The following is an 11,145-nucleotide window of genomic DNA, read 5'->3' on the forward strand; positions in this document are numbered from 1 at the left end:
AGCAACTCGCACGCGTCGGAGCGAGGGTCGGCAAAGGCGGCCACGGAGACGGCTGAAGCGAAGTCCATGCCGGGCAATCGCGCCGGCAAGGACAACGCGCATGATTCACTGGCATCGGACGATTCGTCGGGGTTAGCGAAGACGACCGAACAAGGCGGTCTGGACGACAGCAACTCGCACGCGTCGGAGCGAGGGTCGGCAAAGGCGGCCACGGAGAAGGCCGGGGGGGGGGGGGGGGGGGGGGGGGGGGGGGGGGGGGGGGGGGGGGGGGGGGGGGGGGGGGGGGGGGGGGGGGGGGGGGGGGGGGGGGGGGGGGGGGGGGGGGGGGGGGGGGGGGGGGGGGGGGGGGGGGGGGCGGCAGCGGCCACCGAGACGGCCGAAGCAAAGGCGACACCGGGCAATGGCCTCGGCAATGACAATGAGCATCATTCCTGGACTCCGGCCGATGCGCCTGGGCCAACGAAAATGGCAGAGCCCAGCGGCTTGGAGCACAGCAACAAATGGGGGCACTCGACCTCTGCTCACGGCCCGAAGGCTGACGAAAGTGTTGCAACGGCCGGTAGCGCGGATCGCGGTAGTACGCAAGACGTCGCGGAGCCGGAGCATGTAAAGGCGACAACCACCGAGTTGGCTGAAACTGTCATGTCCGAGATGAGTGTCGGCGATGGCGGCAATCATCGTGCATCGAACGCAAGCGCGTCGGCAGCAGTGGCCACGGCAAAATTGGCTGACCTGCAGCACAGTAATTCAGGATACAATTCACATTCGTCACACTCGACCTCCGCAAAGGCATCAGCAGCAGCCGAGATTGCCGAATCGAGCGCCACAAAAGGCGATAGTGCAGGGAACGGAAACTCGCAGCACGCTGCGCAACCTGCTGGAATCGCATCGGAGGCCGCACAGCCGGCTAAAGCTGCGTTCGAGGCCGGCGGCGCCGATCGAGAGCGGGTGTTCCGCTTCGACAGCGACGCAACTCCTTTCACTCCCATCGTCACGATTGAACCTAGAGAGGTCCACATTCCGCTCGATCCACGCGCCAAGCCCGGTCAGGCGGCCAACCTCGATATCCTCGTCAAAATCCTGCCCAACGGACTGGATGATCCCGCGGCCAACCATGGCAATAACGGTCCCCATCACGCCCCTGTAGCTGCGCATCATGACCTGCTGATTTGAAATGTTGCATTGTCTCGCGAGCAGGACGCAGGGCCGATGTTGAACAGCTTGCTCCGTATACTGGTCGGTTGATATGCGGCCTGGATCCTTGAGTGGCCGGCCGTGGGACCAAACCGTGCCGTGGGACAGCGCGATCTCTCGAAAAACGCCACCCGACAAGACGCGCCTTGGGTGGCCTTCCTGAAAGATATTCTTAGACTTGAAATGCCCCTTATGCATTGATAGTCCTCGATAACTCATTGAAATCACAGAAAATGCGACCGCCCTCCGAGCGCACCACCTTCATTTTGTAGCTTTTCTGGGCGGGGTTCGCGCTGCACGCCGCGATTCGGAACCAAAGCCCTCGCGCCGCATTCGCAACTGGTCGCCGAATGCGCTTGAAGGTGGAGGACGATGAGGGACGCTATGGCCGATGTTGCCGAGATCCGCGGCGCCGTTCACTTGTGCATCGACATGCAGAACATTTTCGCCCCCGATGGCCTTTGGGCGACGCCCTGGATGGAGCGGGTGCTGCCGACGATCGTCTCGGTCGTTGCGCGCCATGCGGAGAGAACGATCTTCACACGCTTCATCACCCCGCAGAATCCCGAGGATCGCCCGGGGCAGTGGCAGAGTTATTTCCGCCGCTGGCGCCAGGCGACGCGCAGGCATCTGCCGTCATCGGCTCTGGAGCTCGTGCCGGCCTTGGCACGTTTCGTTCCGCCGGCGGCAATGATCGACAAGCCGGCCTATTCCGCGTTCAGCAATCCCGGTCTTGCGAGTCTGCTGGTCGAGAAGAACGTCGGCACCGTCGTGATATCGGGCGCGGAGACGGACGTCTGCGTGCTCTCGACGGTCCTGAGCGCCGTCGATCTCGGCTTCAGGATCGTCATCATCGAGGACGCGCTGTGCAGCTCGTCCGACGTCGGCCACGATGCGCTCATGACGATGTACCGCACCCGCTTCCACGGCCAGGTCGACCTGGTGACAGCAGAAGAGCTGGCCGAGGTCTGGCGGGAGTAGGCTCCCGACGTCATTGAGCCGCGCAAGGTCCTCGCGTCCCACGAGGCGGATCAAGCAACCGCGACGTCTGCCGCCACCGGTCTCGCATGCGGCGGCCGAGCATCGTCCGCGCCGGACCGCATGCTCAGGTAGGTTGGGTCGAAGCCGGCGAGCCGGACCAGCCCCGGCCAGTCCGCGATGGTCAAGGTCTTGCCCTGCCATTGCAGCAGATGGCAGCGGCGCAGCTCCTGGATGGTGCGGTTGGCATGGACCGGGGAGATGCTGCAGGCTGCGGCGAGGTCGGACTGGGTGAAGGGCGAGGACAACCTGAAATCCCGGGCAAGCCCGACGGTTTGCAGCCGCACCGTGATCTCGCAGAGCAGATGCGCCACGCGCGTCAACGCGTCCCGGCTGCCGAGATTGACCGTCCAGTTGCGCTGAATGGCGTGATCGGCAAGCAGCATCAACAGCAGGGCGTGCGACATCGCCGGAGAACGCGCCGCGAGCTCGCGAAAGAAGCGGTGCGGTACGAGCGCGACGATTGCGGAGCCGAGCGCGGTCAGATTGCCCTCGATGCGTGGGCGATACAGGCTTTGCAGGTTGGCGATGTCGCCGGGCACGCAGATCGCGGTGATCTGGCCATCTGCGCTTTCGTCATTCTGCCAGGACAGATATCCCTGGAGCACCAGGCAGCATTGCGTTGCCTCATCGCCGTGCCGCAGGATGGTCTGATGCCCGCCGAAATGCGCGATGCTGCTCGGCATGTCCGCCAGCAGATCGAGATGTTCCGGGGTCAGTTCGACGAGGCTCGTCAGGCGGTCGGCCAGCCTCGAGAAAGCAAATCCTGCCTGCATTTGATCTCCGACGGCCCCCATCGGCTCCAAGTGTGGCCTATAACGACGGCGGAAAGCATTAACGTTTGATAGGTTCGTCTGGAGTATCGGCGAGGCAGCAGGCCGCTTGCCGATACAAGATCCTCACGTTCAATTGACGTTGTCGCCGAGCATGTTGCGGACGCCTGTGGTCACGGCGGCGAGGCCGCGCGTGCCGTGCATCAGCGCGATCTCGCCCTGCTGCTCGTGGCGGATGGCGTGCGCCATGATGCGCAGCCGAGGGTCGCCGCGGCTGTGCCACATCTGGTCGGCCATCCTGACCGCACCGCGGTGATGCCGACTCATCGCCTCGACGAACAGCATGTCGAACTGGTCCGGTGGCGCGGTCTTGACCTGGCGCATCTCGGCCGGCGTCAGGAAGCCCGGCATCGCCGCCCGCTCCTCGGTGCTGCAATCGGGCATCTCCGTGTCGAACCAGCTCAGCCACCAATTCTCGAAGATCCGGTTCTCTCCGGTCTGGCTCGCGACCATCAGCATTGCGAGCTTGCGCAGATGCGGATCCTGCGCGCGCTCGGCAGCCGTCCGCGCCAGCTCGATGCCCTGGGCATGATGCGTTGTCATGTGACGGATGTAGGCCTGGTCTTGATCCCTGTCGCGGCCCATCCACGGCAGCTCGTAGCCATGACCGCCGAACAATGCGACCGCCCCAAGTAGCGCAATCACGGCCAACGCGCCGGTCGTCCACATGTTGGTGAAGCGCACGTCGCGCGCCGGCGCAAGCCCGCGTCGCCAGCGCAGGCGCGCGAACAGGGGATACATCACGGCCGAGGAGCCGTGGACCAGCAGCCCGATCCAGTAGGGTTGTTGCAGCGTGAACAGCGGTTGCCAGAATGGAAACAGCGGCACCAGCACGAACCATTCCATGCCCGAGGAGAACACGGCCCAAGGCAGCGCCAGCAGCAGGATCGTCATCGGCCGCAAGTCGGCCGTCCAGCGTCCGAGCACGCCGAAGAAAACCAACGCCCAGGAAAAATCGGCCCATTGGTGAAAGGCGATCCCGGCCAGGATCGCGCTCCAGGATGGCTCGGAGCTGATCGCCCAGTCGCGCGCAGGAATTGCGGCGACGGTCATCCAGTCGACCGCCGCATCGCGGCCGATGCGGGCAGCGAAGAGCTGGCTGACGATGGTCGAAAAAGTGCTGCTGATCAGGCCGAGTGCGGCCGCGGCAATCCAGCGCGAACGCCGCCGCTCGCCAGTGGTGCGCCGCGCCTCACTCGTGAGTGCTGGTCGCGGCTCCGCGTTCACGTCAGCTGCTTGAGCTTCTTCAGCGGATTGAGTTCGCTCGGCTTGTCCTGTTCGTCGCGCCCGCGCTCGGCCTGCGCCTTGCCGTCATCGTGCAGATCCTGGTCGCCGATGATCTCGCCGACGGCCTGCTTGGTCTTGCCGGCGATCCGCTGCTGCAGACCTTTGGTCTTGCCCATGAGCTGCCTCCGATATGTCCTGCCGTGGCTCACGCCGCTACCCCGGCGCCTGAAGGGGCGTGGGCGCCGGGGCTGCGGTCTTGCAAATTGCTTCCGGCGGCGGGGGGAGACGCCGGAAGCGTTGTTCAGACTCTTCGCGACGCGGATGGTTCCTCCTGACGTCACCGAGGCTCGAGCGCGATGATCACGCCTTCGTTGCCCCGGAGCAGGATGGACGCATCCGGCACCGGCTCGGGAGGCCGATCCAAATGCGTCGACATCAAAAGACGGCCGCGACCTTGCCAATGGAATTTCCGCGGTTCGGCCGCGAGATTGAGCGCGACCAGGATTTCGTTACGGCCATCCTTCCGCTTGTACGCCAGGACATCGTTCTGCGACCGCAACGGTTCGTAGCCGCCCCGTTGCAGGCCGGCATGCTCGCGCCGCAGCGTCATCAGCGCACGAAACAGAGCGAGGATCGAGCGTTCGCCGCGCTGCTGTGCGGCGACATTGGCCGCACCATCGGGCGGCTCGAGCGGCAGCCATGGGTGGCCCGCCGTGAAGCCGCCGTCGGGGCTGTCATCCCACCGCATCGGTGCGCGTTCGGGATCGCGGCACAGGCCGTAGCCGGGCACGAGCTTCTCGAAGGGATCGCGGACGCGGCCAGGCGGGATCGGCACACGCTTGCGGCCGATCTCGTCGCCCATGAAGAAGAACGGCGTTCCCCGCAGCGTCATCAGCAGCATCGCCAGCACGCGCATCTGCGCCTCGCCGATCTTGCTCGCGATCCGTTGCTTATCATGGCCGCCGATGACCCAAACCGGCCAGCCATCGTCGGGGATGGCGTTGAAATAGGCGTCGATCGTGGCCTGCAGCGAGAGGGCGTCCCATTTGGAATCGAGCAGGGCGAAGTTGAGCGGCAGATGCAGGCGCGGCCGGTCATTGCCGTAGAAGTGGCCGATGCGATCGGTCTTACCCTGGACCTCGCCGCACAACATCCTTCCAGGATAGGCGTCGATCACCTCACGGATGAACTCGATGCAATCCATCGTCTCGGGCCGGTCATCGGTGAACACGGGTGTGTGCCGCTGCGGCGGCGGCTTGCCCTCTGCGTTGGGGTTCGACGGATTGTCGCGCAAGAGCCGGTCCTTGATCAGGACCGCACTGGCGTCGACGCGAAAGCCGTCGACCCCGCGGTCGAGCCAGAACCGCATGGAATCGGCGACCGCGGCGCGCACTTGCGGGTTGCGCCAGTTGAGGTCGGGCTGCTCCACCAGAAAGGAATGATAGTAATATTGCCGGCGCGCCTCGCACCATTCCCAGCCGCTGCCGCCGAACCGGCTCAGCCAGTTGTTGGGCGGCCCGCCGTTCTCGGCCGGATCAGCCCAGACGTACCAATCGGCTTTCGCGCTGTTGCGCGAGCTTGCGCTCTCGACGAACCATGCATGATCGTTCGCGGTGTGATTGGGGACGAGGTCGAGGATAAGCCGGATGCCCGCAGCGTGCAGCGCTTCGAGCACGCGATCGAACTCCTCGAGGCTGCCGAAGGCGGGATCGATCGAACAATAGTCGGAGATGTCGTAACCGAGGTCGCGGAAGGGGCTTTTGTAGATCGGCGTCAGCCACACCGCGTCGACGCCGAGCCATTTCAAATAGTCGATGCGTGACATCAATCCGGCAAGGTCGCCCTTGCCGTCGCCGTTCGAGTCCTGAAATGAGATCAGCGCGATCTCGTAGATGACGGCGGATTCCCACCACACAGCTTCGTCACGGGACTCGACGCTCATCACCTTGCTTCACCTCGTTTGTCTCGGCATGTGTCTTGGCATGGGCCGCGATCTGCCTTGCCGCAGTTCGGGCGCTCTCGATGCCCTTGGGAAAGCCGCTGCGGTTCGGATAGAGCTTGCGCCGTGCATCGCGCGGCGGGCGGCGCGGCTTGGTGTCCTGGGCGGCGCGGTAGTCGAGCACGGCGATGCCGCCGACCATCAGCAATGCCAGCGCGATGTTGCCCTTCTTGGGATTGTCCGCCGTCAGCCCGGACAGCAGCGCGGCGGCATCGAGGCCGTCGCCGCCGACGCGGGCCCACAGGCCGGCATTCTTCTCGACCGACAGCGTCATGATCCCGGCCATGATCTCCCGCAGGCCGAAGGCGCGGACCAGCGTCTCATGGCCTTCCATGCCCAGCGTATGCGTGACGCGCCTCGGCGCGAGCAATTCGACCACGCCAAGACCGATGCTGAACCAGCCGAGCGCGCGCGCGAGCTGGTCCGCAGGCCGCTTCAGGCTCGGTCCGCCCTCGACGATCTTGGGGTCGCCCTTGGTGCGCACGATGTTGGAGAAATGAAACATGGCTTGCTCCTTCAGGGCTTCAGCACGACCTTGACGCAGGAATCGCGTTTGTCGCGAAACACCTGGTACATCTCCGGTCCCTGGGTGAGCGGGACGGTGTGGGTGATGACGAAGGACGGATCGATCTCGCCCTCTTCGATGCGGCGGAGAAGGTCGTCGGTCCAGCGGTTGACGTGGGTCTGGCCGGTCCGCATCGTCAGGCCCTTGTTCATGAAGGCGCCCATCGGGAGCATGTCGGACAGGCCGCTGTAGACGCCTGCCACCGAGATGATGCCGCCGGGACGGCAGACATAGATCATCTCGCGCAGCACGTGGGGCCGGTCGCTCTCGGCCATCACCATCTGCTTGGCACGGTCGAGCAGGGTGTCGGGCAGCGACGGCATCACATGCGATTCCATGCCGACGCAATCGATGCATTTTTCCGGGCCCTTGCCGTCGGTCAGCTCCTGAAGCCGTTGCACCACGCTCTCGGTCTCGAAATTGATCGTGGTGGCGCCGCCGGCCTCGGCCATGCTGAGCCGCTCCGGCAGGCAATCGATCGCGATCACCTGGTTGGCGCCGAGCAGGATGGCGCTGCGGATCGCCATCTGCCCGACCGGACCGCAGCCCCAGATCGCGACAGTGTCGGTCGGCTCGATGTCACATTGCACGGCGGCCTGCCAGCCGGTCGGGAAGATGTCGCTGAGGAAAAGCAATTGCTCGTCGGGAATGCCCGGGGGCACCTTGATGTGGGTGGCGTCGGCAAAGGGCACGCGGAGATATTCGGCCTGGCCGCCGGGATAGCCGCCGGTCAGATGGGTGTAGCCGAACAGGCCTGCCGTCGTATGCCCGAACACCTTGTCGGCCAGATGACGCTTGCGGTTGGTGGTCTCACAAACAGAGAAATTGCCGCGCTTGCACTGGTCGCATTCACCGCAAATGATCGTGAACGGCACGACGACGCGGTCGCCCTTTTTCAGTTTGCCGTTGACGCCCGAGCCGACCTCGACCACTTCGCCCATGGTCTCGTGGCCCATGATGTCGCCGGGCAACATGCCTGGAATGAAATTGTGAAAGAGGTGCAGGTCTGAGCCGCAGATGGCGCAGCTCGTCACCTTGATGATGGCATCACGCGGATCCTGGATCTCCGGATCGGTGACGGTGTCGCACCGGATGTCCTCCTTGCCGTGCCAGACCAGCGCCTTCATCGTCGTCCTCCCGGTTGAGCCACGTGCCATCTAAGTCCAGGCACGAACGATGGTTGCTATCGCCGCGTGCAAATTCTTCGCACTGCGCAAATAGGAACGAGAGAGCAGGGCAGCGATTGAGCGTGATCACCTCATTCCAAAGGGCTCAATCACAAGGATTTGCCGCATGCCCGCCAATCAACTCGCCGTCGTCACAGGCGCCTCAACCGGTATCGGTCTGGAACTCGCAAGGTGCTGCGCGCAGGCCGGGTTCAACCTCGTCATCGCGGCGGACGAGCCGCAGATCGAACGGGTGGCTGTCGATCTGCGCCGGCTTGGCGGCAGCGTCGAGCCGGTCGAGACCGATCTTTCCACTACGGAAGGCGTCGACAAGCTGTGCGCTGCGGTCGGTGAGCGCCCGATCAAAGCGCTGCTGGCCAATGCCGGAATCGGCCTCGGCAAGGCTTTCCTCGACCAGGACTTTGCCAGGGTGAAACACCTCATCGACACCAACATCACCGGCACGCTGTACCTGATCCACCGCGTCGGCAACGAGATGCTCCGCCGCAATGCCGGCCGCATCCTGATCACCGGCTCGATCGCCGGCTTCATGCCCGGCAGTTTCCAGGCCGCCTACAACGCCAGCAAGGCGTTCCTCGATTCATTTTCGTTTGCGCTGCGCGAGGAGCTGCGCGATAGCGGCGTCACGGTGACATGCCTGATGCCGGGTGCGACCGAGACCGAGTTCTTCCGCCGCGCCGACATGATGGACACCAAGGTCGGCACCGAGAAGAAGGACGGCGCCTACGACGTCGCCAAGGCCGGCTTCGACGCCATGCTGCGCGGGGAGGCCGACATCGTCACCGGGCTGAAGAACAAGATCCAGACCACGGTCGCCAATGTCACGCCGAACGAGATGCTGGCCAAGCAGCATCGCAAGATGGCCGAGCCGGGTACGGCAAGGTCGTGAGCTGAAGTTCGCCGCAAGCCCCGCGACCAACAGCCGCCCAACGAAACGCTGGACAAGGCGCGGCGGCTGATTCACATAGCCTAATGCGCTGAGTTCGCCGTCAGGCCAGATTGCATCCGTCAGGACGGGGCTGTAATGGCGATGGACCGCGTTGAAATAGCCTTTGTGGCGACCGCTATTACAGGTTTCCTGGTGATGATGGCCGCGATCATCTGGATGATGCTGAGCTGATGGGGCAGGAGGCAGCCTTGCGGATCGCTCTGCCCTATGCGGCAGTCATCCTTTGCCTGGCGGTGACCGCCTGGCTCGCATTCGCGCATCTGTTCTGATCGTCGTCGATCGGTCGTCAGCTTCCAGGCTCGACGAGCAGCGCCGCGAGCTGACGCGCCATCTTGGCAAGATCGATCGGTTTTTCAAAAAGCGGTACATCCTGAAATTCCGGTCCGACGGTGACCCTTTCGTAACCCGTGGTGAACACGAACGGCACGTTGCGCGCCCTCAGTTCGCGAGCGACCGGAAAGATCCTCTCGCTGTGAATGTTCACGTCCAGGACCGCCGCATCCAGCGTGCTGCCGTCACGCAGGAGCTTGAATGCATCCTCGATGTGCCCGGCAGGACCTGCCACCTCGGCACCCAGCGCCTCGAATGCCTCGCTGATGTCGTCGGCGAGGAAATACTCGTCCTCGACCACGAGAACCCTGCGCCCGGTGAAAGGCGCAGGCTGACCGGATGTTGTGCGCAACATCGTTATGATGCCTCAGCCTTCGGTTCGGCCCCGTAGGAACATAAAACGGGGCCCCGCCTTGATCCGAAACGATCAAGTCGAAAACAGGTTCCATGAGCAACCGCGACATCATCGTGATCGGCGGCTCGGCAGGAGCGACCCAGCCACTAAAGCAGATCCTGAGCCGCTTGCCGCCGGATTTGCCCGCAGCCGTCTTCATCGTTCTGCACATTCCGGCGCAGGGCATCGGCATTCTGTCAACGGTCGCCAGGAGCGCCGGCCCGCTTCCGGTCCGCCAGGCCGAAAACGGCATGGAGATCGAGCCGGGGCAGATCTATTTAGCCGCGCCGGACCACCATTTGCTGCTGTCCAGGGATCGGGTGTTGCTCGGGCGCGGTCCGCGCGAGAACCTGGTGCGGCCGGCCATCGACGCCCTATTTCGTTCCGCAGCCATCGCTTACGGGCCGCGGGTGATTGGCGTGCTCCTGAGCGGCCTGTTGTCCGACGGCGCGGCGGGTCTCAACGCCATCAAACGCTGCGGCGGGATGGCGGTGGTCCAGGACCCCACGGATGCCGTCTCCGACGAGATGCCGCGGCGCGCGATGGAGGAGACCACCGTCGACCTCTGCGTTCCCGGCGCCAGTATGGGTGACGTCCTGTCCGAGCTCGCCCGGGAGCAGGCCGGAGCGCCGCTGCCGATCCCCCCGGAGATCAGGCTGGAGGTCGAGATTGCGGCCGGCGACCGGATTGGCAGCGACAAGCTGCTCGCATTTGCCGATCCTGTCGCGCTGACCTGTCCGGCGTGCGGGGGCGTTCTGTCCGAGGTGAAGGAGTCGCGTCCGATGCGCTTCCGTTGCCAGGTTGGCCATGGATTCACGGTCGATACGCTCGCCAAGGAGCAGGAGGGACGCGTCGACGAGGCCTTGCGTGTCGCCTTGCGCATCATCGAGGAACGGGCAGAGCTGGTCCAGCGCATGGCTGCCGATGGCCGGCGCAGCGGCCGGTCCGCGGTCGCCGAGATGTACCAGGCGAGGGCGGCCGAATATCGCGAATATGCCGATATGATCCGGCGGGTGGTGCTACAATCGCTCGATGCTCCCAGCCGCAAGCGGGAGACGTGAGGGGACTGCCATGGCCATCTCCGAACAAGCCCAACAGCTCGGTGTCGAGCAGCACCTTTTGGTCAAGGCCGACCGGGACATCGAAGAGGGCTCGCAGCGCATCCGCAAGCAGGAGGATCGTGTGCGCGACCTTCGCGCCGGCGGTCATGATACCCGCGAGGCGGAACGGCTGGTCGACGTGTTCAAGCAGAACCTCGCCGAGTGGGAGCGCCACCGCGTTCTGATCGCGCAGCGCATCGCGTATCTGCAACGGCAGGTGGCTGCAGTACAGCCCGAAGCTGGTTGATGGTCCCCGCGTTCAAAGCCGCTCGTCGCCTAGCTGGCCGAGATGCCGCGCGGCTCCCCCGGGCTGAGACACGCGAAAGATC

Annotated in this window: 13 protein-coding genes; 5 read left to right on the forward strand and 8 right to left on the reverse strand. The window is 64.6% G+C overall.

The genetic code is table 11. The features are described 5' to 3' along the window. The coding region (locus ACM43_RS11105; RefSeq protein WP_271540049.1) for a hypothetical protein at nucleotides 1–212 on the reverse strand (212 nt) is incomplete at its 3' end. Between the two features lie 430 nt (nucleotides 213–642). Between ACM43_RS11105 and ACM43_RS11110 the strand changes: the two genes are divergently transcribed. Together ACM43_RS11110 and ACM43_RS11115 are read left to right on the forward strand one after the other, a co-directional pair. Next, nucleotides 643–1,173 (forward strand): hypothetical protein, encoded by a 531-nt coding sequence (locus tag ACM43_RS11110; RefSeq protein WP_271540050.1) that lies wholly within the window; start codon nucleotides 643–645, stop codon nucleotides 1,171–1,173. A gap of 393 nt (nucleotides 1,174–1,566) precedes the next feature. After that, complete coding sequence (locus ACM43_RS11115; protein WP_157286682.1) at nucleotides 1,567–2,175, forward strand: cysteine hydrolase family protein; 609 nt, start codon at nucleotides 1,567–1,569, stop codon at nucleotides 2,173–2,175. A 50-nt stretch (nucleotides 2,176–2,225) separates the two neighbouring features. Here the strand turns inward: ACM43_RS11115 and ACM43_RS11120 are convergent, their stop codons facing one another. From ACM43_RS11120 to ACM43_RS11145, 6 genes are all read right to left on the reverse strand, one after another. Beyond that, nucleotides 2,226–3,008, reverse strand: a complete 783-nt coding sequence (locus ACM43_RS11120) for a Crp/Fnr family transcriptional regulator (RefSeq protein WP_271540053.1) — start codon at nucleotides 3,006–3,008, stop codon at nucleotides 2,226–2,228. A 129-nt stretch (nucleotides 3,009–3,137) separates the two neighbouring features. Further along, complete coding sequence (locus tag ACM43_RS11125; protein ID WP_271540055.1) at nucleotides 3,138–4,292, reverse strand: DUF305 domain-containing protein; 1,155 nt, start codon at nucleotides 4,290–4,292, stop codon at nucleotides 3,138–3,140. Beyond that, on the reverse strand, nucleotides 4,289–4,468 hold the full coding sequence (locus tag ACM43_RS11130; protein ID WP_027575113.1) for a hypothetical protein: 180 nt from the start codon (nucleotides 4,466–4,468) through the stop codon (nucleotides 4,289–4,291). Before ACM43_RS11130 ends, ACM43_RS11125 begins: the two co-directional genes overlap by 4 nt. A 161-nt stretch (nucleotides 4,469–4,629) precedes the next feature. Next, nucleotides 4,630–6,234, reverse strand: coding sequence for an alpha-amylase family glycosyl hydrolase (locus tag ACM43_RS11135; RefSeq protein ID WP_271540058.1), 1,605 nt, complete (start codon nucleotides 6,232–6,234; stop codon nucleotides 4,630–4,632). Further along, nucleotides 6,215–6,796, reverse strand: a complete 582-nt coding sequence (locus ACM43_RS11140; protein ID WP_271540060.1) for a hypothetical protein — start codon at nucleotides 6,794–6,796, stop codon at nucleotides 6,215–6,217. The genes ACM43_RS11135 and ACM43_RS11140 overlap by 20 nt, the downstream gene beginning before the upstream one ends. An 11-nt stretch (nucleotides 6,797–6,807) precedes the next feature. Beyond that, nucleotides 6,808–7,983 carry a zinc-dependent alcohol dehydrogenase gene (locus ACM43_RS11145; RefSeq protein WP_271540062.1) on the reverse strand — a complete coding sequence of 392 codons (1,176 nt, stop codon included), beginning with the start codon at nucleotides 7,981–7,983 and terminating at the stop codon, nucleotides 6,808–6,810. Nucleotides 7,984–8,149: 166 nt separating this feature from the next. On the opposite strand from ACM43_RS11145, the gene ACM43_RS11150 reads away from it, so the two are divergent. Further along, nucleotides 8,150–8,932, forward strand: a complete 783-nt coding sequence (locus ACM43_RS11150) for an SDR family NAD(P)-dependent oxidoreductase (protein ID WP_271540064.1) — start codon at nucleotides 8,150–8,152, stop codon at nucleotides 8,930–8,932. 346 nt (nucleotides 8,933–9,278) lie between these two features. On the opposite strand, the gene ACM43_RS11155 is transcribed toward ACM43_RS11150, so the two are convergent. Continuing rightward, a complete protein-coding gene (locus tag ACM43_RS11155) occupies nucleotides 9,279–9,677 on the reverse strand; it encodes a response regulator (RefSeq protein ID WP_271540065.1) in 399 nt (132 codons plus the stop codon). A gap of 92 nt (nucleotides 9,678–9,769) precedes the next feature. Between ACM43_RS11155 and ACM43_RS11160 the strand changes: the two genes are divergently transcribed. Both ACM43_RS11160 and ACM43_RS11165 read left to right on the forward strand, forming a co-directional pair. Next, nucleotides 9,770–10,777: a chemotaxis protein CheB gene (locus ACM43_RS11160; RefSeq protein WP_271540067.1), complete on the forward strand. Its 1,008-nt coding sequence runs from the start codon at nucleotides 9,770–9,772 to the stop codon at nucleotides 10,775–10,777. A 10-nt stretch (nucleotides 10,778–10,787) separates the two neighbouring features. After that, on the forward strand, nucleotides 10,788–11,063 hold the full coding sequence (locus ACM43_RS11165; RefSeq protein ID WP_271540070.1) for a hypothetical protein: 276 nt from the start codon (nucleotides 10,788–10,790) through the stop codon (nucleotides 11,061–11,063). Nucleotides 11,064–11,145 lie beyond the last annotated feature (82 nt).

The sequence above is a fragment of the Bradyrhizobium sp. CCBAU 45321 genome (assembly GCF_028128975.1).
In the GTDB taxonomy this organism is placed as follows: domain Bacteria; phylum Pseudomonadota; class Alphaproteobacteria; order Rhizobiales; family Xanthobacteraceae; genus Bradyrhizobium; species Bradyrhizobium yuanmingense.

What these genes read in the sequence shown, in the direction of transcription:
- ACM43_RS11110 (WP_271540050.1), top strand. Translation starts at nt 643, where the DNA reads ATGTCCGAGATGAGTGTCGGCGATGGCGGCAATCATCGTGCATCGAAC.
- ACM43_RS11115 (WP_157286682.1), top strand. Translation starts at nt 1,567, where the DNA reads ATGAGGGACGCTATGGCCGATGTTGCCGAGATCCGCGGCGCCGTTCAC.
- ACM43_RS11120 (WP_271540053.1), bottom strand. Translation starts at nt 3,008, where the DNA reads ATGCAGGCAGGATTTGCTTTCTCGAGGCTGGCCGACCGCCTGACGAGC.
- ACM43_RS11130 (WP_027575113.1), bottom strand. Translation starts at nt 4,468, where the DNA reads ATGGGCAAGACCAAAGGTCTGCAGCAGCGGATCGCCGGCAAGACCAAG.
- ACM43_RS11135 (WP_271540058.1), bottom strand. Translation starts at nt 6,234, where the DNA reads ATGAGCGTCGAGTCCCGTGACGAAGCTGTGTGGTGGGAATCCGCCGTC.
- ACM43_RS11140 (WP_271540060.1), bottom strand. Translation starts at nt 6,796, where the DNA reads ATGTTTCATTTCTCCAACATCGTGCGCACCAAGGGCGACCCCAAGATC.
- ACM43_RS11145 (WP_271540062.1), bottom strand. Translation starts at nt 7,983, where the DNA reads ATGAAGGCGCTGGTCTGGCACGGCAAGGAGGACATCCGGTGCGACACC.
- ACM43_RS11150 (WP_271540064.1), top strand. Translation starts at nt 8,150, where the DNA reads ATGCCCGCCAATCAACTCGCCGTCGTCACAGGCGCCTCAACCGGTATC.
- ACM43_RS11155 (WP_271540065.1), bottom strand. Translation starts at nt 9,677, where the DNA reads ATGTTGCGCACAACATCCGGTCAGCCTGCGCCTTTCACCGGGCGCAGG.
- ACM43_RS11160 (WP_271540067.1), top strand. Translation starts at nt 9,770, where the DNA reads ATGAGCAACCGCGACATCATCGTGATCGGCGGCTCGGCAGGAGCGACC.
- ACM43_RS11165 (WP_271540070.1), top strand. Translation starts at nt 10,788, where the DNA reads ATGGCCATCTCCGAACAAGCCCAACAGCTCGGTGTCGAGCAGCACCTT.